The sequence below is a fragment of the Streptomyces sp. NBC_01477 genome (genome assembly GCF_036227245.1).
GTDB lineage: Bacteria > Actinomycetota > Actinomycetes > Streptomycetales > Streptomycetaceae > Actinacidiphila.
In genome coordinates this window covers 4,925,500-4,946,282 of the sequence record NZ_CP109445.1, presented here as the reverse complement: position 1 = coordinate 4,946,282, position 20,783 = coordinate 4,925,500, and the positions used below count along the sequence as shown (strand labels likewise).

The 20,783-nt window shown below is 73.3% G+C and carries 17 protein-coding genes; 9 read left to right on the top strand and 8 right to left on the bottom strand.

Annotated elements, in window-relative coordinates; all coding sequences use genetic code 11:
* The first annotated feature begins 6 nt into the window (after window positions 1–6).
* Both OHA86_RS20870 and OHA86_RS20865 read left to right on the top strand, forming a co-directional pair.
* Complete coding sequence (locus OHA86_RS20870) at window positions 7–129, top strand: hypothetical protein (RefSeq protein WP_329177473.1); 123 nt, start codon at window positions 7–9, stop codon at window positions 127–129.
* A gap of 112 nt (window positions 130–241) precedes the next feature.
* On the top strand, window positions 242–3,304 hold the full coding sequence (locus OHA86_RS20865; RefSeq protein ID WP_329177471.1) for a hypothetical protein: 3,063 nt from the start codon (window positions 242–244) through the stop codon (window positions 3,302–3,304).
* Between the two features lie 49 nt (window positions 3,305–3,353).
* Here OHA86_RS20865 and OHA86_RS20860 read toward each other — a convergent pair whose 3' ends face one another.
* The 4 genes from OHA86_RS20860 to OHA86_RS20845 all read right to left on the bottom strand — a co-directional run bounded on the left by OHA86_RS20860 (window position 3,354) and on the right by OHA86_RS20845 (window position 8,211).
* Complete coding sequence (locus tag OHA86_RS20860; RefSeq protein ID WP_329177470.1) at window positions 3,354–3,797, bottom strand: SRPBCC family protein; 444 nt, start codon at window positions 3,795–3,797, stop codon at window positions 3,354–3,356.
* Between the two features lie 15 nt (window positions 3,798–3,812).
* Complete coding sequence (locus OHA86_RS20855; RefSeq protein WP_329177468.1) at window positions 3,813–4,175, bottom strand: ArsR/SmtB family transcription factor; 363 nt, start codon at window positions 4,173–4,175, stop codon at window positions 3,813–3,815.
* Window positions 4,172–4,633 carry an SRPBCC domain-containing protein gene (locus tag OHA86_RS20850; protein ID WP_329177466.1) on the bottom strand — a complete coding sequence of 154 codons (462 nt, stop codon included), beginning with the start codon at window positions 4,631–4,633 and terminating at the stop codon, window positions 4,172–4,174. Before OHA86_RS20850 ends, OHA86_RS20855 begins: the two co-directional genes overlap by 4 nt.
* Window positions 4,634–4,776: 143 nt before the next feature.
* Entirely contained in the window at window positions 4,777–8,211 is a 3,435-nt protein-coding gene (locus tag OHA86_RS20845) for a hypothetical protein (RefSeq protein ID WP_329177464.1), read from the bottom strand.
* A gap of 155 nt (window positions 8,212–8,366) precedes the next feature.
* Between OHA86_RS20845 and OHA86_RS20840 the strand changes: the two genes are divergently transcribed.
* Complete coding sequence (locus tag OHA86_RS20840) at window positions 8,367–8,549, top strand: hypothetical protein (RefSeq protein ID WP_329177462.1); 183 nt, start codon at window positions 8,367–8,369, stop codon at window positions 8,547–8,549.
* 94 nt (window positions 8,550–8,643) lie between these two features.
* On the opposite strand, the gene OHA86_RS20835 is transcribed toward OHA86_RS20840, so the two are convergent.
* Window positions 8,644–9,156: a hypothetical protein gene (locus OHA86_RS20835; RefSeq protein WP_329177460.1), complete on the bottom strand. Its 513-nt coding sequence runs from the start codon at window positions 9,154–9,156 to the stop codon at window positions 8,644–8,646.
* 535 nt (window positions 9,157–9,691) lie between these two features.
* On the opposite strand from OHA86_RS20835, the gene OHA86_RS20830 reads away from it, so the two are divergent.
* From OHA86_RS20830 to OHA86_RS20820, 3 genes are all read left to right on the top strand, one after another.
* On the top strand, window positions 9,692–11,164 hold the full coding sequence (locus OHA86_RS20830; RefSeq protein ID WP_329177458.1) for a multicopper oxidase family protein: 1,473 nt from the start codon (window positions 9,692–9,694) through the stop codon (window positions 11,162–11,164).
* Between the two features lie 336 nt (window positions 11,165–11,500).
* The gene (locus OHA86_RS20825; protein WP_329177456.1) at window positions 11,501–12,568 is read left to right on the top strand and encodes a M4 family metallopeptidase; all 1,068 of its coding nucleotides are present in this window, start codon (window positions 11,501–11,503) and stop codon (window positions 12,566–12,568) included.
* 119 nt (window positions 12,569–12,687) lie between these two features.
* Window positions 12,688–15,564, top strand: coding sequence for a hypothetical protein (locus tag OHA86_RS20820; protein ID WP_329177454.1), 2,877 nt, complete (start codon window positions 12,688–12,690; stop codon window positions 15,562–15,564).
* A 698-nt stretch (window positions 15,565–16,262) separates the two neighbouring features.
* Here the strand turns inward: OHA86_RS20820 and OHA86_RS20815 are convergent.
* Window positions 16,263–16,628, bottom strand: coding sequence for a hypothetical protein (locus tag OHA86_RS20815; RefSeq protein WP_329177452.1), 366 nt, complete (start codon window positions 16,626–16,628; stop codon window positions 16,263–16,265).
* Between the two features lie 127 nt (window positions 16,629–16,755).
* Between OHA86_RS20815 and OHA86_RS20810 the strand changes: the two genes are divergently transcribed.
* The 3 genes from OHA86_RS20810 to OHA86_RS20800 are packed head-to-tail and all read left to right on the top strand — an operon-like array spanning window position 16,756 to window position 18,565.
* The gene (locus OHA86_RS20810; protein WP_329177450.1) at window positions 16,756–17,139 is read left to right on the top strand and encodes a hypothetical protein; all 384 of its coding nucleotides are present in this window, start codon (window positions 16,756–16,758) and stop codon (window positions 17,137–17,139) included.
* Window positions 17,136–18,185 carry a hypothetical protein gene (locus OHA86_RS20805; RefSeq protein WP_329177449.1) on the top strand — a complete coding sequence of 350 codons (1,050 nt, stop codon included), beginning with the start codon at window positions 17,136–17,138 and terminating at the stop codon, window positions 18,183–18,185. Before OHA86_RS20810 ends, OHA86_RS20805 begins: the two co-directional genes overlap by 4 nt.
* On the top strand, window positions 18,182–18,565 hold the full coding sequence (locus tag OHA86_RS20800) for a roadblock/LC7 domain-containing protein (protein WP_329177447.1): 384 nt from the start codon (window positions 18,182–18,184) through the stop codon (window positions 18,563–18,565). The genes OHA86_RS20805 and OHA86_RS20800 overlap by 4 nt, the downstream gene beginning before the upstream one ends.
* A 64-nt stretch (window positions 18,566–18,629) precedes the next feature.
* Here the strand turns inward: OHA86_RS20800 and OHA86_RS20795 are convergent, their stop codons facing one another.
* Together OHA86_RS20795 and OHA86_RS20790 are read right to left on the bottom strand one after the other, a co-directional pair.
* The gene (locus OHA86_RS20795) at window positions 18,630–19,529 is read right to left on the bottom strand and encodes a phosphorothioated DNA-binding restriction endonuclease (protein WP_329177445.1); all 900 of its coding nucleotides are present in this window, start codon (window positions 19,527–19,529) and stop codon (window positions 18,630–18,632) included.
* A 121-nt stretch (window positions 19,530–19,650) separates the two neighbouring features.
* Complete coding sequence (locus OHA86_RS20790) at window positions 19,651–20,703, bottom strand: hypothetical protein (RefSeq protein ID WP_329177444.1); 1,053 nt, start codon at window positions 20,701–20,703, stop codon at window positions 19,651–19,653.
* Window positions 20,704–20,783: the final 80 nt, after the last annotated feature.

The following is a 20,783-nucleotide window of genomic DNA, read 5'->3' as shown; positions in this document are numbered from 1 at the left end:
CCTGTCATGCCCCGACGCAGACTGAGCCGTCGTGAATGGCTGACCCTGGTGGGAATCACGGTGGGCAGCGTCGTCTCCGCCGTCGCGGGAACGGCCACCAGCGCGGCGCTGCGGATGCTGCGGCCGTGAGCCGGCGGACGCGCGCCGCCGCGCGTGCCCTGGGCGCGCGGCGGTCACGGTTGTGGGACGGGTTGCCCCGTATCGCGCCCCCGCGCCGCGCCGATGCGCAAGGATGCTGCGAATGACCAGCCACAGGAGCGGCCCCCGGCACGGGGGCCAGCGGCAGGGCAGCCAGCGGCGCATCCCGCGGCCGCACGGCGTGGCGCCCGCCGCGCTGCGGGAGCTGAAGGACTGCGTCTACCGCCTCTACGCCGAGGCGGGGACCCCGCCGGTGGCGCACATCGCGAGCGAGATCGAGAAGGACGACTCCTTCCGCGGCAGCCCCTCCAAGGACACCGTCCACCGGATCATCGGCTCGCCCGACCTGCTGGCGGGGCAGGAGGACGTCGTCGCCGTCGCCGTGCTGCTGGCCCGCGAGGCCGGCCGGGACACCCGCGAGGTGGGCGACCGGGTCAGGCGCCTGTGGGTCGACGCGCAGCTCGCCGAGCATCTGGGCACCCCGGTGCGGGACCTGGACCCGCTCGCCCTCGAGGTGCACCAGGCCATCAGCGTGCCGGGGCAGGAGACGCTGCCGGAGCTGCCGCTGTACGTCGAACGGGACCACGACGCCGCGCTGAGCGAGGTGGTGAGCCGGGCGGCGGCCGGCGAGAGCGTACTCGCGACGCTGGTCGGCGAGTCCTCGACGGGGAAGACCAGGTCCTGCTGGGAGGCGCTGCGCGGGCTCCCCGAGGGCTGGCGGGTCTGGCACCCGTTCGACCCGACCCGGCCCGAGGCCGCGCTCGTCCACCTCGCCGAGGTCGGCCCGCGCACCGTGATCTGGCTCAACGAGGCCCAGCACTACCTGCTCGCCCCCGACCCGAGGGTCGCGGAGCGCGTCACCTCCGCCCTGCGCACCGCCCTCACCGAACCGCGCCGCGGCCCGGTGCTGGTCCTGGCCACCGTCTGGCCGCGCTATTGGGACCCGCTGACGACCCGGCCGGCCCCGGGCGCCGAGGACCGGTACGAGCAGCAGCGCACCCTGCTCACCGACCTGGGCCGGCGCATACCGGTGCCCAAGGCCTTCACCGAGCGGGACCTGCACCAGGCCGAGCGAAAGGCCGCCGCCGACCCGCGGCTGGCCAGCGCGCTGAAAGGCGCGAGCGACGGCGAGATCACGCAATTCCTGGCCGGGGTGCCCGAATTGCTGAGCCGCTACGCGTGCGCGCCGCACCAGGCGAAGGCGCTGATCCACGCCGCCATGGACTTCCGGCGGCTCGGCCACGGTCCCGCGCTGCCCCGCACGCTGCTGGCGCAGGCCGCCGAGGGCTATCTGACCGACCACGAACTCGTCTGCCTCGACAGCGACTGGCTGGACCGGGCGCTGGCCTTCTGCGGCACGCCCTGCAACGGCGTCCCGGGGCCGCTGACGCCCATCCCGGGCAGGAGCAACGACACGGGCGGTACGGCCTACCGGCTCGCCGACTACCTCGAACAGCAGGGCCGCGTCGACCGCCGGCTGCTGTGCCCGCCGGTCTCCTTCTGGGAGGCAGCGGCCCGGCACTGCGGCGGCAGCGAGGAGTGCGCCGCACTGGCGCGGGCGGCCGGGTCCCGGGGACGGCTGCGGGCCGCCGCGGCCCTCTACCGGAAGGCCTTCGAGTTCGGGAACACCGACGTACGGGCGCCCTTGGCGGAGCTGCTGGAAGGTACCGGACGGCTCGCCGAGGCCAAGGAGCTGTACGAGGCGGAGATGAAGGCCGACGGCTGGGCGCGGTGGGAGCTGATCCGGCTGCGCGAGATGGCCGGGGAGCCCGTCGGGGCGGAGGGGTTGGCCCATCTGGCCGCGGAACAGGGCCTGACCAACGCGCTGTCCCGGCTGGCCCAGCTGCGGGTGAAGGCGGGCGACGCCCTTGGCGCGGAGACCGTGATCCGCAATTCCGCGGCCCGGGGGCGGGTCGGGACCTTCGCCGAGCTGGCCAGGTCGCGGGAGGGCGTGGGGGACCGCGCGCAGGCGGAGCTGGTCGTCTTCTCGGCGCTGGACGCCTCGGGGAGCACCTACGCGCTGTCCGAAGTGGCCCGCATCCGGGAGAGGTCGGGCGACGGCGGGGCGGCCGAGCAGCTGGTGCGGGCGGCGGCGCTGCGCGGCAGGACCCGCCCGGCGATCCTGCTGGCCTGGATGCGGCAGCGGACGGGCACGGACCCGAGCGCGGCGGGCCTGCTGGAGGCGGCCGCCCGCGCGGGCAGCGTCTTCGCGCTGACGGAGCTGGCCCGGCTGCGGAAGAAGGCGGGCGACAGCGCGGCGGCGGAGCGGCTGCTGCACGAGGCCGCGGCCAAGGGCAGTCTGTTCGCGCTGACGGAGCTGGCCCGGCTTCGGGAGAAGGCCGGCGACGCGGACGGAGCGCTGCGGTACTACCGTACGGCGGCCGCCAAGGGCAGCACGGAGGCGCTGGCCCACCTGGCGCTGCTGCGGGAGGGCGCGGGAGCGAGCGAGGAGGCGGAGCGCATGGCCTGCGCCGCCGCCGACGCGGGCAGCACCTTCGCGCTGCTGGAGCTGGTGTGGCTGCGGGAGAAGTCCGAGGATCGCCGCGGCGCGGAACGCCTCGCGGACACCGCTGTGGGCGCCGGCAACACCGGGGCTCTCACCCTGCTCGCCCGGCTGCGGGAGGACGCGGGCGACAGCGCCGGCGCGGAGAGGCTGGTGCTGCGGGCGGCACGGACGGGTTACCTGCTCGCGCTCGACGACTTCGTGCTGCGGCGGGAGAAGGCCGGCGACGCCGAGGGGGCCGAGCGGATGGCCCTGGCCGGCGGGGACAAGTCGGTGGTCCGGCTGGCCCGGCTGCGCGAGGCGGCGGGGGACCCGGTCGACGCCGAGCGGCTGTACCGGTGCGCCGCCGGCCTGGGCAGCACCGAGGCGCTGCTCAACCTGGCCCGGCTGAGCGAGGAGGCCGGAAGGCCCGAGGCGGCCGAGGAGTTCGCCCGCAGCGCGGCGCAGGCCGGCCAGGTGGAGGCGTTCTCCGAGCTGGCGCACGCCCGCGCCCGCCGCGGACTGTTCCAGGACGCCGACCGCCTCCACCTGGCCGCCGCCGACGCGGGCCACGACAAGGCGCTGGCCCACCTGGCGGAGCTGCGTACGTCGTGGGACCCCGTGTGGGCGGACCTGCCGCGCTACGGCCTGCTCGACAACGGGGAGATGGCGCGGCCCTGGTGACGCCGGAGGGGCGCGGCACGAGCGGCCCGCGCTTCGGGCCGCGCCCGGTTCAGTGCCAGTCGCTGATCCGCGTGTCGTGCGGGTCGGGGGCGCCCTCGCCGGTTTCGAGGAGCTGCTTGAGGCTCAGCAGGAAGGCGGCCCACTTGGTGCTGCAGTGGTGCATGAACTCGACCGGCTCACGCCAGCCTTCGTGCGTGAACAGCACGATCGTCCAGTCGCCGTCCTGCCGCAGCTCCCAGCGCACATGGGTGCCGACCCACTCCTCCGGTCCTGCCACCACTTCCCAGCGGACGAGCCGGCCGGGGTCGAGTTCGGTGACCTTCATGTCGAACCCGCCGGGGCCGAACCGGAATTCGATCACGCCGCCGGGGCCGGTCTCCCCCGACGTCTTCTCGGTCCACCAGCCGGACAGGCCGTCCAGGGTGGTGAGCGCTTCGTACACCCGCTGCGGCGGTACGTGCTCGACGCCGACGCGGTGAAGGATGTCTGCCATCGTCCTCGCCCTTTCCTACTGCTGCTGTCCGGTTCCGCTGTCCGCGTCCCTGCCGCGCTGGATCGTCTCGGCGATGCGCTTGATGCGCCGGAGCCGGGCGTCCCAGGCGGCGCCGACGTCCGCCAGCTGGGCCGTGGCGCGGGCGAGCCGGTCCTGGTCGACGCGGTAGTGCCGTTCGCGGCCCGCGGTGGTCGCGTGCACCAGGCCGGCCCTGTCGAGTACGGCGAGGTGCTTGGCCACCGCCTGGCGGGTCACCGGCAGGTGCTCGCTCAGGCCGGTCGCCGTCCCGCTGCCCTCCCTCAGCAGCAGGTCGAGCAGCCGGCGCCGCGTCGGGTCGCCCACCGCCGACCACAGGTCGTCGTCCACCGTCACGCTCATGCGCCCGCCGCGGCCTTCGCCGCGTACGCCTCCAGCCGCGGCAGGTAGAAGTCCCAGCCGGTGGTGTGGTCGGCGTGCGCGGCGGCGGCCTTGGCCTCGTCCCAGCCGCGCTCGCGGAAGCCGCTCTCGGTCATCCGCAGCAGGGTGCCGCCGCCGGCGGACTCCAGCTCGAAGACGACCAGGTTCGAATTGCCCGGGACCGCGGCCTCGCCCTCCTGGTGGGTCCACCGGAAGGAGAAGAGCCGCGGCGGCACCGCGTCGACCACCGTGAACTGCACCCAGGTGCCGTCCTTGGTGACGTCCCCGAAGCCGATCCGGCCCGTACCGCCGGGCTCGGCCGGGAAGTCCGCCTCGTCCGGCCACCATTGGCGCAGGTGCTCGGGACTGCTGATCACGTCGAAGACGACCTCGGGCGAGGCGTCGATGCGGATCTCCCGCTCCAGCGTTCCGTACTCCATGTTCGCCACCTTCTGCAACGTTCGGTTGCGTATCACGCTAGTCCGGCCAGGGCAGATACGCAACCTCTGGTTGCACGAAGTGCGGGCCGCGGGATCCCGGCGTTCCACGCTGCCCGGCCGTCGGCTCCGGGGCGCCGGGCCGGTCAGCGCAGGCTGTGCCAATTCCACGGCGCCGTCGGGGTCCGTCCGTCGGGCTCGCGGCCGTAGGCGTAACGCGCCCCGTCCTGCGGCCGCATGGACAGGTAGGACCAGAAGTCCCGGCTGTCGGCTGCCCGTTCAGCCATGGCGTCCGCCTGCCGCTGCGTACCGAACTCGGCCACCAGTGCGGCGAGTCGGGCGTAAGTGCCGGGGGCCGTGAGGTCGGCCTCCTGTGCGATACGGGCGGTCAGCGACGCCATCTGCTCCTCGGCTCCCAGCTCGCGCAACCGCCCGAGGATGTCGGCGAGCCGAAAGTCGATCCCGCGCTGATGGCCCAGATCCATCGCGGCGACGACTCCGCGGGACAGGAAGCGGGCCGTGGCGCCCGGCTGCCCCACCTCGCGGAAGGCCGCCAGCACGTCCCCGACCTCCCACGGGTCGGCGACGCCCACGGCGGCGGCCACCCGCTCGGAATACAGAGTCAGTTGGGCGGTACACCCCTGGGCGCGCAGTTCGAGGAGCAGCGCCCTCGCGGCATCCCACGCCGTCGCGTCCGCCTCCCGTACGGCCCGGTCGGCGACCTCGCGCACGTCCTCGGCGCCCACCAGATGGCGCAGTTCGGCGAGCAGCCGCGCCGCGCCCTCGGCCCGGACGAGCGAGGTGGCGGAGGCCGGACCGCGGCCGAGCAGCGTGGCGATCTGCTCCCGCGCTCCGGCCTTCCGCAGGACCTCCACGAACTCGGCCACCCCCATGGCATCGGTCAAGGCGACCGAGGCCGCGGGATCACGGGCCAGGAAGGCGCTCACATCCGCGTCCCCGCCCACTTCGTCCAGCGCCCGGGTCAGGACGGCGGCCACTCCCGGGTCATCCAGGACCGTGTGCGCGGCGGCCACCACGGCCACCTCCCGTGCCAGCTCCGTCGCACCGCGCCAGGTGAGCGTACGCAGGCAGGCCGCCGCCCGTTCGGCGTCAGGGAACGCGGCCGGGTCGGCGGCGCTCCGCCTGACGCAGGCAGCCAGCAACGGCTCCGCGCCGGTACGCTGCGCCATTTCCAGCAGCCAGTCGAGGGTTTCGGTGTCCCCGAGGTCGATCCGCGCGGTGGGCGGCAGGACCGGCAGGCGTTCCGCCAAGGAGTCGGCCAACCGCAACTCCCACGCCATCATGTGGAGACGGGCCAGCCACGCGGGACCGGCGCCGGCGGCGTACGTCCGCATCCGGTCCAGCAGCGCGGTGGCCTGCTCCGCGGCGCCCACGGCGTGCAGCGCCCGGAGGAGCCACAACGCATCGTCCGGGTCCTCCAGATCGACGCCGGAGACGAAGTCCCTCTCTGCCACAACCGACAGCGGCGCACCCGGAGCGGCTTCCCCGAGCGTCGTCAGGAGGACGCCGGCGGCATGCGTCCGGTCGAGCGGGAGCCTGGCCAGCAACCCCGGAAGGGTTCGGGCCACCGCTTCGCCGGCGCCCGCATTGAGCAGCATGCCGAAGGCCCAGTAGCTGCCGGCGTCCTCCGCGTGGTGCGCCGCGACGCGGTCGGCGAGGATGCCGACCTGCTCCCGCGCGGACACCTCGGCCAGCCGGGCGAGCAGTTGGGCGGTGCCGTGCACATCGGCCACGGGTACCAGGGACGCAGGACTCCGGGCCAGGAGCACCGACACCGCCTGCTCCGCACCGGCCTCGGAGGCGAGGAGCAGCAGGTCCGCCACCGCTTTGGCGCCGTCGAGGCGTACCTCGGCCGCCGCCCGCAGCAGCAGCGGGCCGACCGGAAGGTCGAGATCGCGGTCCTGCATGCGACGGGCGAGAAACCACACCTCGTCGGCCGACTCCAGGCAGGCGTTCTCGACCAGCCACGCCGCCGCGTCCGCCGCCGTCTCCGGGCTGACCTGGCACACCAGGCTCAGCAGGGACGACGCGCCGCCGGCGGACCCCTCCCGTACGGCGCTACTGAGCAGCTCGGCCGCCCACCGCAGGTGGCCGCGGCTGCGGGCCTCCCCGGCGAGCCGTTCCTTCTCCCCGTGGTCGGCCAGCGCGAGCGCCGCGGCCCAGAACGACTCCGGCGGCAGGACGTACTTGCGCTCCACACGGCCGGTCTGGTCCACATAGCCGGCCAGTACGCACCGGGCCGGCTCCCGCGGCGCCGCACCCGGCACCGGCTCCCGCCGCCGGATGCGGCTGAGCGGGCCGAGGACTCCCCGGCACGGCGCCGAGGTGTAGGCCAGCGCCTCCCCGGCCCAGTCCTCCGGCGCCTCGGCCCACTGGAGGTCCGTGAGATAGCCCGACGCCGCACCGGCCAGGAATTCGGCGGACAATTCCGCGCCCATCCCGAGCCGGCAGGCGTCCATGGCCGCGTGGATCATCGCCCGGGCGGTGGGCGGAGCCGTACGGTAGCGCGACAGCTGCGCCGGCGCACCGGCCAGATACTGCGCCAACTCCCCGCCGGCGACGTCCTGGACGGCGCGGGCCAGCCGCGGGTCCCGGGCGCCCGCCTCCCGGAAGGCGGCAAGTGCCTCGCCCGTGAAGGTGTCGGGCACATCGATCTCGCACCCGGTGAGCAGTGCCCGGGTGTGGTGGTGCGGGTCCGCCTCCCCGTCCCTCGGCTGCGCGGTCAGCTCGCCCCAATACCGGGGCCACATCGTCCCGATGAGCAGGACCGGCGCCGCCTCGGCCGACCGGAGCAATTCCCGCAGCCGGGCCGCCACCGCTTCGCCGGCGCCCCGCGGGCCCAGATACCGCTGGCCCTCGTCCAGCCAGATGACCGTGTGGCCGCGGACCTTGTCGATGCCGTCCAGCAGCGCCCGCGGTTCGCTGGGGCTGATCGGATACCACAGCCGCCAGGAGTCGCCCAGGGCGCTGACCGCCTCCCAACAGGCGCGGGTCTTGCCCGTGGAGGATCCGCCGACCAGCATCACCAGCGCGCTGCCGCCCGCCGTCACCCGCTCGACGACGGCTGCGAGCCGGGCGTCGTGCGGGCGCGGCACGTACACCGGCAGGGCGCTCAACCCCGGTGTGGGCACCGCCGGTTCGATGGCGCGCTGCACTTCCAGCAGCAGCGGGTCCGCCACGTACTCGCTCACCGGCCGCCCCGGCCGGTCGTCGGCGAGCGCATCCCGTGCCTGGGCGGCCCGTACCGACGCGCTGACCTGCCCCGCCCGCGTGTCGGCCTCGCGGCGATACGCCTGCCGCCAGACCTCCGTGTCGAGCAGCGGTCGCGACACGGTGTCCGCGCGGCCCTGCCGCCTCGCCTCCGCGCGGACGAATTCCACGAGCGCGACGACCTTGTCCGCGTCCTTCGGGAAGGCGGCCCCCTTGAGCCACGCCCCCACAGTGGTCGCCGACACTCCCGCCCTGCGGGCGAGGGCGCGGTCGGAGGGCTCGCCCCCCAACTGCTGCTCCCGCATATGCGTGAAGTCGCGCATCAGCGCGAAGTAACCGGCCTCGTCCACACTCCCCCTGCCCTCTCCCGGACGGTGTCCACCGGCGCGCGGGACCCGGACAGCCGGGGTGGACACCGGACGTGTGCGCAGGTCCCGGACCCGCGTCGGCCGGTTCGGCCGCCATGCTTCCCGGACACCCCGGCCGGACGGCCAGGGTCCCGACCATGACCCCTGTGCAGATCCTCTCGCTGCTCCTGGCCCTGTCCTGCGCCGCGAACATCGCCGTCATCGCCGGCTTCGCCGGCCGCGCGGCGGGACTCGGACTGTCCGCCTCGCTCATGGCCGCCGGCACCGCCGGCGCCTCGTCCCTGGGCCTCTACTTCGCCGCGCTGGCAGCCTACCGATGAACCCCGCGGCCGGGCGCGGGGCCGCGGACCGGCCCCGGCCCGGCCGTACGTCCTGCGGGCGCCCGCGGGCGGATCCGGGGGCGTCTGCCTGTCCCTACGCGGGTGCGCGATCGACCGCCGCCAGTGCCGCGCGGCAGGAGGCGAGCAGCGCTTCGTCGTCATGGATGTCGTGGCTGCCCCAGCCGCCGGCCCGGAAGACCGAGCGCCGGGGGTCGCCGGCCTCGGTGCTCAGGAGTGCGAGGTCGAAGGCGGCGGCGTCCTCGCCCATGTCCCGCAGGCAGTCGGCGATGTGCTTACGGGTGTAGGGGTTCGCGCACCAGACCTCGCGGAGCGGCGCCGCGACGAACCGGGCGTCCCGGGTGGCCTTCCACACCGCCCTCAGCGCGTCGAACTGCTCCCAGGGGCTGCCGCCTCGCGCTGCGAGCGCACGCAGCCCCGGGAGGGCCGGCCCCGCCGCCTCGCCGAGCCGGGCGAGGGCGACGGCGGCGTCGCGGCGTACGCCGGACCGCTCGGACTCCAGGGCGCGCCGCAGGACCGGCAGCACCACGGCGGCGTCCCGGTGCAGCGCCCAACTGGTCGCGGCGGCGGCAACGGGCCATTGGTCCACCCGTAGTTCCGCGAGATCAGCGGCCGTGCCTGCGGCCCGCGGCCCGCAGGCCGCCAGCGCGTGCAGGCAGGTCTCCGCCGCTCTCACAGCCGTGCGGCGGCAGTCTCCCGCATCCCACTGACAGCGCGGTCCTGGACGGCGCCGCGAGCCGTGCGCGGCTGACCGGCACCGCAGTGCCCGCGGCGGTCGTACGGCTCCCGGACCGCCCGCCCGCAGAGCCACCGGGGCTCCTGGACCGGCCGCGCCCGTATGGCGCCGCGGAGCCGGCGGCTCCGGCCGCGCCGCCGAAAACGGAAGCCTGATTCCCCCATCCGGCGCCAACTGGCCCTCAAGTCACTTGCCGCACACTGTCGTCGCCCGCAGAAAGGATCATCGCGCAGCGGTTCGCCTCCCGCCCCTCCGGCCTTCGCGCGCCCCACGCGCGGGAGCAGGTCGTACGCGGTCGCGGCGTCCGGTTCGCGGACGTCCTTTCGGCCAACCGGCCGTGCGGCACACCACCGGCGTGCCGCACTCCGTCCTTCCTAGGGGGAATCTCGTGATCAAGCGCAGGTCATTACTGTTGGGCGGTGCGGTCGCGGCGACGAGTGCCGCCAGCGCCACCGGCGCCGGCGTGCTGCTGCTCTCCGCGCCGGCGAGCAGTGCCACGGCGACCGCCGGGATCGACCCGGCGGACATCGCCAAGTACACGCTGAAGATGCCGGTACCGCCCACCCTGCGTCCCCATGCGGCGTCCACCACGACGGACTACTACCGCATGACCATGAAGGAAGCCTACAAAGAGGTCATTCCCGGCTTCCAGACCAAGGTCAACACCTTCAACGGGAGCTTCCCCGGCCCGGTGATCAACGCCTGGAGCGGACGCCAGGCGGTCGTGACCCAGACCAACAACCTCACCGTCCCCACCTCGGTCCACCTGCACGGCGCGCACGTGCCGTCGTCGAGCGACGGCGGCCCGATGGACCTGATAGCCACCGGCGGCGGCACCAAGACGTACACGTACCCGAACCAGCAGGCGCACGCCAACCTCTGGTTCCACGACCACGCCCACCACCAGGAGTCCGAGACCGTGTACCGCGGTCTGACCGGCACCTACCTGATCAGGGACAACGCCGAGACGCGGCTCGGCCTCCCGTCGGGGAACCACGACATACCCATCTCGATACGCGACGCGCGCTTCGACGACGCCGGCCAACTCCTCTTCGAGATGGACGACTTCTTCAACCGCACGGTGATCCTCGCCAACGGGAAGGCGTGGCCGTACTTCGAGGTGGCGGCGCGCAAATACCGCTTCCGGTTCTACAACACCGCCAACCTGCGGTCCTTCCAGCTCGCCCTCGCGGACAGCTCGACGTTCTCGCTGATCGGTACGGACGGCGGGCTGCTGGCCGCCCCGTTCGTCACCCAGTCGGTGTCCATCTCCCCCGGCGAGCGCGCGGACGTCGTGATCGACTTCTCGCGCTACCCGGTCGGCACCGAGCTGGAACTGAAGAACATCATCGCGCAGGCCCCCGGAACCCCGGCCGACGTGACGCAGGTGCTGCAATTCCGCGTCACCCGCACCGAGCGGGACACCAGCGTGGTCCCCGCGAAGCTGCGCACCCTCCCGGCGCTGCCGACCCCCACCGTCCAGCGCTCCTTCAGCCTCCTCATGGACGAGTCGCAGGCGGAGCCCGCCTACGCGTACATCAACGGCAAGGAGTACGACCCCCAGCGCATCGACACCACGGTCACGTACGGCACCACGGAGGTCTGGACGGTCACCAACTCCAACCAGCGCGTGCCGCACAACTTCCATGTGCACCTGGTGCAGTTCCGGGTGCTGGAGCGCAACGGCGTGGCGGTGACCTCCGGTCCGGAGAGCGGGCTCAAGGACACGGTTCCGCTGGGTCCCGGCGAGACGGTGAAGCTGCAGGCGACCTTCGGCGGCTACCGGGGCGTCTACCTCTACCACTGCCACCTGTTCGACCACGCGTCGATGGGCATGATGGCGCAGATGCAGGTCGTCTGAGTCCGTACCGGCCCCACCGACCCGCCGCGGGCGGACGGTGGGGCCGCTCGGCGTCGTAGCCGGTGCAGGCCGTGCGGCAGGCGCGGCCCGCCCGTCCGGCGCGTGCACCCGTCCGGCCCGTGCGTCTGCCCGGCCCGTGCGGCCCGCGCGGCCCGCGCGCCCGGCGCGGAGGCAACCCTGGCACCGGGGCGTCCGGATCCGGCCGAGCAGGCGTACCGGCACGCCAATTTATGGCAGGACCCTGCCAAGCGATGCCCGCTGACCCCATGCTGCATCCGGCGCACATCCCGCGCCGCGATACGGGGGGCCACCGCACCCGGGAGTGGAGGCAGTCGCATGAAGGGGAAAAGCCGCGCGAGAATCCTGCTGACGGCAACCGTCGTCGTCGCCGCGACGGTCTGCGCGGGCACCACGGACTCCGTGGCGGACTCGCCCGCCGTGGGCTCGGGCACCGGCGTCTACGTCGGAACGGTGCCGCTGACGACACTGAAGACCGCCGGCACCTATCTGCTCAAGGACCCGACGCGCGGCAACACCGCGACGAAGGACGGCAGCGCGGGGCCGATCATGTCCGACCTCGACAACGTCTGGGGCAACGGGCTGGCCACGAACCGGCAATCGGCGGCGGTGGACGCGCAGTTCACGGCGGCCTCGGTGTGGGACTACTTCAAGTTCACCTTCAACCGGATCGGCGTCAGGAACGACGGCCAGGGCATCCGCAGCGTCGTCCACTACAGCAACAACTACTCCAACGTCTTCTGGGACGACACGTGCGTCTGCGTGAGCTACGGCGACGGGTCCGGCAACGGGCACCCGATCACCGAACTCGACGTCGGAGCACGCGAGATCACCCACGGCGTGACCTCGGTCACCGCCGGCCTGTCCTACACCGGCGAGGCGGGCGCGCTCAACGAGGCGACCTCGGACATCTTCGGGACGATGGTGGAGTTCTACGCGAACATCCCGGCCGACGTGCCCGACTACTTCCTCGGCGAGAAGATCGACTGGAACGGTGACGGCACCCCGCTGCGCTCCATGGACCGCCCCTCCCGCGACGGCGCCTCACCCGACTACTACTCCAAGGCCATTCCCGGCATGGACCCGAGCCTCGCCTCGGGCGTGGCCGACCACTTCTTCTTCCTCCTGGCCGAGGGCAGCGGCCCCCGCACGATCAACGGCATCGCCTACAACAGCCCCACCGCGAACGGCAGCACCCTGGCCGGCATCGGCCGCGACGCCGCGGCAGCCATCTGGTACCGCGCCCTGGCCAACTACCTGACCTCCACCGACACCTACCACGGGGCCCGCCTGGCCACCCTGAACGCCGCCGCCGACCTCTACGGCACCCTGAGCCCCGAGTACGCGGCCACGGCCGCGGCCTGGACGGCGGTCAGCGTCCCCTGACACGTAACCCCGTCGCCGGTACGGATGCGTGGTGCTTCAATTGCCCCTGCCGTCGCTCGACGGCACGCGTCCGCGCCGGTCAGGGCGGCGGGCGGGGGGAAGTTGAGGTGGGGGGAACAATGCTGAGCAGGATGCCGTCCGGAGGGCGGCGGTTGCGGGACTGGGTGCCGGTCGTGGTGGCCGCGGTCGCACTGGTGGTGCCGGGGGTCGCGGGAGCGGCGGGCGCCGCCGCGGACACGCCGCCGGCCGGGAAGCCGACGCACGTGCCGGGCTCGACGACGGCGGTCACGGCGCACAACGCGCTGCCGGACCAGCCGGAACTGGCGGGCGCCTTCGTGCCGACCGCCCCGAAGCGGCTGCTGGACACGCGCTACGGGACCGGGACGGACGGGGTGGCGGCCCGGCTCGGTCAGGCACCGCTGCTGCTGGACGTCTCCGGCGTCACGGGCAGCGCGTCGGTGGTGCCGACCGCGGTCGTGCTCAATGTGACGGCCACCGGGTCGACGTCGGCGAGCCATCTGGCGGTCTACCCGGGGTCCTCGCAGGCCCCGGCGACGTCGAATCTGAACTTCTCGGCCGGCCAGACCGTGCCGAACCTCGTGACGGTCCCGGTCGGCACCGACGGCAAGGTGGCCTTCTCCAACGCCTTCGGCCGCACCGACGTGATCGCCGACCTCGCGGGTTACTACACGCTGGACAAGGCTGCCGGAACGTATCTTCCGCAGACCCCGAAGCGGCTGCTGGACACCCGGTACGGCACCGGGACCCCGGGCACGGCGCCGGTGGGCCCCGGCGGCACGGTGAGCCTGAGCGTGGCCGGGGTCGCGCCGGTGCCCGCGGCGGGGGTCTCCGCGGTCGTCCTCAATGTGACGGTGACCGCGCCGACGTCGAACAGCTTCCTGACCGTCTACCCGCACGGCGGCACGCTGCCGAACGCCTCGAACCTCAACTACGTGAAGGGGCAGACGGTTTCGAACCTGGTGACCGTCGCGGTGGGCGCCGACGGGAAGGTCGACTTCCACAACACGTACGGCTCCGCGCACGTCATCGCCGACCTCGCCGGCTACTACCTGACCGGGTCGCCGCAGACCGGCAGCGTCCTCCAGCGGACGGACGCCCCGACCCGCGTCCTGGACACCCGCTACGGCACCGGCACCGGCGGCGCCAAGGCCCCGGTGGGCGCGAACGGCACCGTCGGCCTGACGGTGACGGGCACGGCGGGCGTCCCCTCCACCGGCGTCTCGGCGGTGATCCTCAACGTCACGGTGACCAACCCGACCACCAGCAGCTACCTGACCGTCTACCCGCACGGGGCGGCGCTGCCCAACGCCTCCACCATCAACTTCGTCAAGGACCAGATCGTCCCGAACCTCGTGCTCGTGGCGGTGGGGGCCGACGGGAAGGTCGACTTCCACAACGCCTTCGGCAGCACCCACGTCGTCGCCGACGTCCTCGGGTACTTCAGCGACAGCGACCACCTGGCCCTGACCTCGCTGGGCTTCGACAAGACCTCCGTGGACGTCTCGGACGGCTCCTACGCCTCCTCGGCGCTGCGGTGGACCGTCACCGACACCGATCCCGCGGCCACGCAGACCGGCGGCGAGATCGTCGTCCGCCAGCAGGGCGACGCGCCCGACACCTACGTCGGGCAGAGCTACGTGATCTCCTTCTCCTCCGAGCAGGACACCTACGGCGGCGCCACCCACGTCTCGGGCGACGCGTCCAGCTCCACCTGGTCGTTCGATTTCGGCGTGCCGCAGTACGCCGGCGCCGCGCACGCCCGCTGGGTGGTCAGCACGGTCTCCGTCTTCGAGAGCGACACGCAGGCGCGCATGCTGGTCTCCGGCTCCGACCTCCAGCACTTCGGCGCCGGTCTGGACGCCACCGAGCAGGTCTCCACCGTGACGCCGGTCTACGACCTGTCCGTCTACTCGAACTTCGGCGGCCGGCCGGACTACGCGTACAACGCGAACGGCGGCGCCGTCCAGTACTGGGTCGACGTCCAGGACTGGCAGTCCGGGTTCTGGAAGGGCACCGTCCAGCTGACCGGGCCGGGCGGAAGGACCCTCAAGGGGTCGTTCGAGATGACGAACGACGGCGGCCAGACCGCCTGGCCCTGCCAGCACGACATCCACCAGGCCACCTGCCTGGCCCTGGTGGACATCCCGGCCGGCGCCCCCGCGGGCACGTACGCGGTCACGTCGGTCTCGCTGACGAACAACGCCGGCCAGACGAAGGACTTCACAGGCCTGGACCTGGCGCCGGTCAGCGTCACGGACAACAGCCGGCTGACCGCCTCCGGCTTCACGACGACGCCCGCGTCCCTCAACTCCTGGCGCGGGGCGGCCCCCTTCCAGGTGTCCCTGAACGTCGCCGGCGCCCAGGGCGGCGTCTCCGCGATCGAGGTGTACTTCGGCGGGGCGCAGGGCTGCACCCAGAAGTCGACCACCCCGACCGCGCTCGGCAACGGCGTCTACTCGGTGCCCGCGACACTGCCCCAGTCCCGCAACGGGTCGGCGGCCAGTTGCTCGCTCAGCGGCATCGCCGTCCACGACGCAGCCGGCGGCCTGGCGCTCTACGGCACCGACTACGCGGCCCCCGACCCGAAGGTGACCGTCACGAGCGTGCCGGACACCGTCGCGCCGACCGCGTCCTCGGCGAAGCTGAACATCACGACGGTCGCGCTCAGCAAGTTCACCGACCAGCAGATCTATGTCACCGCCCACGTCACCGAGGGCACCGCCCCCGTCAACCAGCTGGCGAGCTACGTGTACGACAGCACGGGCGCGGTGATCGGCCAGGAGAGCGGCGGTACGGGAGTGGCCCCGGACGGCACGTTGCGGATCGACCTCGACTGGCCCTACGGCATCAAGGCCGGCACCTACACCGTCGGCTTCACCATCACCGACGCGGGCTGGCGGTCCGCCTCCTACGGCACCCCCGGCGGACTCCCCGTCCCCGGCGGCCCGTTGACGCTGAAGGTGACCGAGGGCTGATCCCCCGGCGGGACACGGCAGCCGACGGCCGCACCACGAACCGTGGTGCGGCCGCAGCGCGACACGGGCCGCGGGCGGAGGACGGCGGAGGGCCTGGCGCGATACCGCCGGGGAGAGCGGGGGCGCGCGCGAGGGGCCGGGGCCGCCGGGAAGCACGGAGGGCGTGCCGGGGCCGGCGGGCGGGAGACGTCACCGCGTCGAGGCCGGGCTCACCCGTCCCCGGGACCGGCGGGCGGCGAGGGGGAAGGCGGCTCCCAGGTCCCGTCCGGCTGGGCGGCCGGCCGGCGTGTATCGCAGAACTCCCCGCGGATCAGGCTGAGTTCGGGCCGAGTTCGACGCGAGTAAGGAGATCGGCACTCAGGGTCATGACCCGGCTTCATCCGCCCGCGAAAAGGGAAATTGCACAGGGCAATGGCTTTATCACGCTGCGTGCCGTATCGAGGCCCGGAAATTCCCTGGTGACCGCGGGACGGGCGTGATGCGTGTTTTCCGTGAGGCGAGCGGGGAAAATAGCGGGTTATCAGTGGACGGGCAATAAAACGCCCGGGCAAGGTCCGTCCGCATATTCGCCGCGGCCAGGCCGTGTTGAAGCCGCTTCGGCCCTCTTCTGCGCTGCGTCCAGCAGCGATCGGCGCGGCAACCGCCGGGCCGCCGCCCGGTCCGCCGCGCTCGGCACGCCGCCGTACGCAGCCTCGGGGTCAGACCTGGAGGTCGCCCTCTATCTGCTTGAGCACATGCCGGGCGAGCGCCAGATTGGCCCGGCCGCGGTCCAGCGCGAGGTACAGGAAGAGCGAGCCGCGACTGCTGCTGAGCAGCCGGATCAGGTGATACTGCGTGCCCAGGGTGATGAGGATGTCCTCGATCGCGTCATCGATCGCGAGCATCGACAGCGTGCGGACCTTGGCGCGTACGACCTCGGTGTTGCCGGCCGCCGCCACCTCCAGGTCCAGGCCCCTGCCGCCGCCGAGGGTGCCGAGCGCCATACCGCTGTCGTAGTCGACGAGCGCCACTCCGATCGCGCCTTCGACGGACATCGCTTCTTTGAGCGCCGACTCAATGTTCACGGGAATTTCCTTGGTTCGGGGCTGGTCCACCGCTGACCCGGTTCGTACGGGTGCGGGACCGGCGAGAGTGAAGAATCACCATACGCGATCGCAGTTGAAAGAGTTCGGCGTTAAAGTACTCTGCCAGGTGTTGGAAAGTGAAGGGATGTCGGTGGACGCGCTGGAGTCGGTGCTCGACGAAGTCCTTTCCGCTGCCGGTGCGTCGGGAGCGGCACTGGTCGACGCGGTGACCGGATTCACCTATGCCGAGTCCGGTGACTGCGCCGCGGCCGGAACCGGACATGAGGTCTGGCATCTGCTGAGCCTCATCGAGGACCGGCTGCACGAGGCTGGCGCGGAGGGCGAGTTGGAGAACGTGGTGGTGACCGGCAGCCGGACCTACCACGTCGTGCACGTCGTGGCGCGGCAGGGCGATCCGGTGCTGCTCTCGACCGTGCTCGACCGGTCGGACACCAACCTGGCGCTGGCCTCGCGCCGCATCGGCGCGGTCGCCGAGGGCCTGTTCGCATGACGGCCGATACCGAGCGCCGGCAGCCGCGCAATGTGCCCTCGCTGCTCTCCCGGTTGCGGGAGGAACGTTTCACCGGAGCGATCGAGGTCGAGGGCGGCCCCGGCGGCACGCTCTTCCTGCGCGACGGGCTGGTCGGCGCCGTCGAGTCCCCCGCCGCCCCCTCCGCCCGCTCGCTGCTGCTCAAATCGCAGCGGATCGACGAGCAGGACTGGGCGGCCGCGCTGACGGCGGTCGCCGAAGGCGCCGAGCTGGCGACGGAGTTGACCGGCCGCGGGCTGATCACGGCGGCGGAGCTGTCCGTCGTCTGCACCGCCGCGGTCTTCGACGGCGCCTTCGCGATGGCCCTGCAACCGGTCACGGGGTGGCGCACCGAGCCCGGCCGTGAGCCGGAACTGGCCGCCTGGCCGGGCCAGGAGCCGGCGCGGCTCACCGAGGAGACCGCGTCGCGCCTGCGGGTGCTGCGGGAACGGCTGCCCTCGATCGGCGAGTTCGCCCGCACCCCGGTCCGCCCCGCGAACCGTACCGAGCTGGACCGGCTCGGCGCCCGCGGCCGTACGCTGCTGCTCGGCGCCAACGGACGGCGCACGCCCCGCGATCTCGCCTTCGCGCTGGGACGCGGGGTCTACCCGGTGATGCTCGACCTGGCCCGCCTGTCCTCCCGCGGGTTCGTCGCACGGGACCCCGATCCGCTCGCGTCGCGTCCGCTGCTGACGGCGCGGACCGCCGACCAGCCGTCCCCGTCCGGCGCCGGCGACTCCCCGCTGCCCCGGCGCCGCCCGGGCACCAACCTGCCGGCGCAGCGGCCCGCTCCCGGCCCGCCGGGAAGCGCCGCGGACCAGCGGGACGCGCTCAGCGGGCTGCACCTGATCCGTACCGCCCTGCTCGCCTCGTCCGCCGTGCCCGCGGACGGCGCGGCGGAACCGCGGGAAGGCCCCGGCGAGGCCGCTGCCGCCACGGAACCGCCCGCCACCGAAACACCCGTCGCAGAACCGTCTGCCGCCCAGAGCGGGACAGAGACCGGCCGCCCCGAGGAGAGTGCACCATGACGACTTCCGCCCCGCACGAAGCGCTCACCGCTTCGCTCAAGTCTTTGCGTGAACGCGTCATGGGCGTCAACGAGACGGTGATCGCCACGTCGGACGGCCTGCTCGTGGCGGCCGACACCGCGACCGCGCAGCCCGAGTCGGTGGCCGCGCTCGCCGCCGCGAGCCTCGGCCTCGGCCGCCGCACCGCGGCGGAGGTCGGCCTCGGCGGCCTGCGCGACGTGGTCACCCGCGCGAACGGCGGCTACGTCGTCGTACTGGCGGTCGGCGACCACGCGCTGCTGGTGATCCTGGCCGACGAGGGCCTGGACCTGCCCGGCCTGCACCGCGAGGCGCCGGCCGCGGTCGACCACATCCTGTCGCTGCTCACCACGGCCGCGTAGAGCGCCACGCGCGGCGCGGGCGAAGGCGGTTAGCGGTTAGCGGTTAGCGGTCGGCGGTCGGCGGTCACACCGTGGCGGCGGGGCGCGGGTCGCCGTGGAAGACCTGCCCGGTGTGCCAGGACCGGTGGGCCGCCGCGACCCGGGGCGCGCCGGGCTGCGGGCCGAGCAGCGGGCGCCCCGCGAGTGCGACCACATGCTCGCGGGCGACCGCGCTCCGCCCGGTGAAGTTCTGCGACACCATGATCAGGTGGCCGTCGCCGATCCCGAGGACGCCCTTGTCGAAGAGCTTGTGGTGCAGCGCGCACAGGCACAGCCCGTTGTCGACGTCGTCCGGCCCGTCGAACGCCCACCACCGCACATGCGCGGCCTCCAGCCCGACCGGCACCAGGCCGATCCGCCCGTCGTAGCCGCAGAAGGCGCACTGGTACTCGTACGCGATCAGCACGGCCTCCCGCATCTGCCGGCCCCGCTGCCGCTGCCGGCGCCCGGCGACCAGCGGCCCGGTCTCCGCCAACTCCAGCTCCAGGCCGACGGCCTCGCACAAGTCCCCGTGCAGGGACGGCGGGAAGTGCAGGTCGAGCAGCACCCGCGCCATCCGCCCGAGCAGCGACGGCTCACGCCGCAGCGCGGTCCTCAACTCCGGTACGAGCCGCCCCGCCGCGCCCTCCGCCCGCAGCGCGAGCACCCCCGTCCCGGGGCTGCCGGTCCCGCGGTCGGTCCGCACCTCCCACACCCCGTCGCTGACCAGGTGGTGGAACGGGTACGCGGGCGTCGTCCTGTTGGCCGGACCGTACTCGGCCAGCAGTCGCGCGAGGTCCGACTCCACCGCGCTGTACCGCAACTCGCCCTCGGCGTCCGCCTGGAAGCGGCCGAGCGCGTACAGGAGCAGCAGCGGCTTGTGCGGGGCGCGCGTGCCGTTCCCGCTCCACTGCCTCAGCTTCGCGGCCCGCTCCAGCCAGTCCATGACCGGCGATCCTAGACGGTGCGACCTTTCGGCCTCGGCGCCCGGGCCGGTGTCACCACAGGCCGGTGCGGGGCACCGGGAGGTGACCCGGTGCCCCGCGGACGGATGGTGTCAGGACCGGTCAGCCGGCCGGCTGGACGGTGAAGTCACCGGTGGAGCTGGTGAAGGGAGCCCTGACGTTGTCGAACACGTGGTATCCGGCCGACAGTTCGACCGCCGTCTGCGGCAGCGTGGCCGAGGCCGCGAAGGTGAGGGTGATCGAGGTGGTCTGCGGGGTCACCTCGCACTGCGCCACGTCGAGTTCGCTGGAGCTGTAGTTGTTGTACGTGTTCTGGTACTCGGCGGGCACGAGGGTGCACAGTGCGCCGCCGTTGCCCGCGATCGCGGTGGCGTTCAGCCCGATCGGGAGGAAGATGTTCTGCTCGCCGTCGTTCCCCGAGGAGCTCGGGTCGGTCCACACCACCCCGGGGGTGGCGGACGCCGTGTGCAGCGTGACGACGCCGTTGTCGACCGCGTGGACCGCGACGCTCTGGGTGGACGTCTGCCCCGCGGTGAAGTCGGCGGGCTGGACTGTCACGCTGTCCTGCTCGGCCCGTGCCTGCGACTCGACGGCGGCGAGATCGGTCGTGCTCGTGAAGACCTTCCCGGCGCGCTGCGCCTTCTGGATCTTCGCGAGGGTGTTGTCCTTGTGCGGGACGATGGTCGCGGTGACGCCGATGACCGAGCCGTCGGGCGTGTTGGCGCCGATGTGCTCGTTGAAGCTCGCGTAGGGCACCTGGCCCGCGACGTCCATGTCGCACAGGAACGCCGCCGTGCCGCTGCCCGTCGCGGCCTGCGCCGCCGGGGTGCACGAACCCTGGTCGAGCGCGGCGGTGAAGCCGGCCGGGAGGTCGGGTACGTCGGTGCCGTCCAGCTTCGGGGCGCCCACGGTGTAGAGCAGCAGGACGTTCACGGGCAGCGCGGCGCTGGGCTTGCCCTTGCGGTCGATCTGGAAGGAGTGCCCGGTGTCGAAGTTCTGCGGCAGCGTCTGCGGCTGATGGCCGCTGCCCCAGGCGGCGTCGAAGCTGATGTTCGCCAGGTTGACGGCGTGCGCCGCCGCCGCCATGCCGAGTTGGGCGCCCGCGACAGCGAGTGCTGCCGCCGCGACCGTGGCGAGAGACCTGCGTATGGTCATGTCACTCCGCAACAAAGAGGCGGCGGACGCCGCCCGTACCCGCCGGCCCCGCTGACCGGCCGCCGAACACTAACCCGCAA

What these genes read in the sequence shown, in the direction of transcription:
- OHA86_RS20870 (WP_329177473.1), top strand. Translation starts at nt 7, where the DNA reads ATGCCCCGACGCAGACTGAGCCGTCGTGAATGGCTGACCCTGGTGGGA.
- OHA86_RS20865 (WP_329177471.1), top strand. Translation starts at nt 242, where the DNA reads ATGACCAGCCACAGGAGCGGCCCCCGGCACGGGGGCCAGCGGCAGGGC.
- OHA86_RS20860 (WP_329177470.1), bottom strand. Translation starts at nt 3,797, where the DNA reads ATGGCAGACATCCTTCACCGCGTCGGCGTCGAGCACGTACCGCCGCAG.
- OHA86_RS20855 (WP_329177468.1), bottom strand. Translation starts at nt 4,175, where the DNA reads ATGAGCGTGACGGTGGACGACGACCTGTGGTCGGCGGTGGGCGACCCG.
- OHA86_RS20850 (WP_329177466.1), bottom strand. Translation starts at nt 4,633, where the DNA reads ATGGAGTACGGAACGCTGGAGCGGGAGATCCGCATCGACGCCTCGCCC.
- OHA86_RS20840 (WP_329177462.1), top strand. Translation starts at nt 8,367, where the DNA reads ATGACCCCTGTGCAGATCCTCTCGCTGCTCCTGGCCCTGTCCTGCGCC.
- OHA86_RS20825 (WP_329177456.1), top strand. Translation starts at nt 11,501, where the DNA reads ATGAAGGGGAAAAGCCGCGCGAGAATCCTGCTGACGGCAACCGTCGTC.
- OHA86_RS20820 (WP_329177454.1), top strand. Translation starts at nt 12,688, where the DNA reads ATGCTGAGCAGGATGCCGTCCGGAGGGCGGCGGTTGCGGGACTGGGTG.
- OHA86_RS20805 (WP_329177449.1), top strand. Translation starts at nt 17,136, where the DNA reads ATGACGGCCGATACCGAGCGCCGGCAGCCGCGCAATGTGCCCTCGCTG.
- OHA86_RS20800 (WP_329177447.1), top strand. Translation starts at nt 18,182, where the DNA reads ATGACGACTTCCGCCCCGCACGAAGCGCTCACCGCTTCGCTCAAGTCT.
- OHA86_RS20795 (WP_329177445.1), bottom strand. Translation starts at nt 19,529, where the DNA reads ATGGACTGGCTGGAGCGGGCCGCGAAGCTGAGGCAGTGGAGCGGGAAC.
- OHA86_RS20790 (WP_329177444.1), bottom strand. Translation starts at nt 20,703, where the DNA reads ATGACCATACGCAGGTCTCTCGCCACGGTCGCGGCGGCAGCACTCGCT.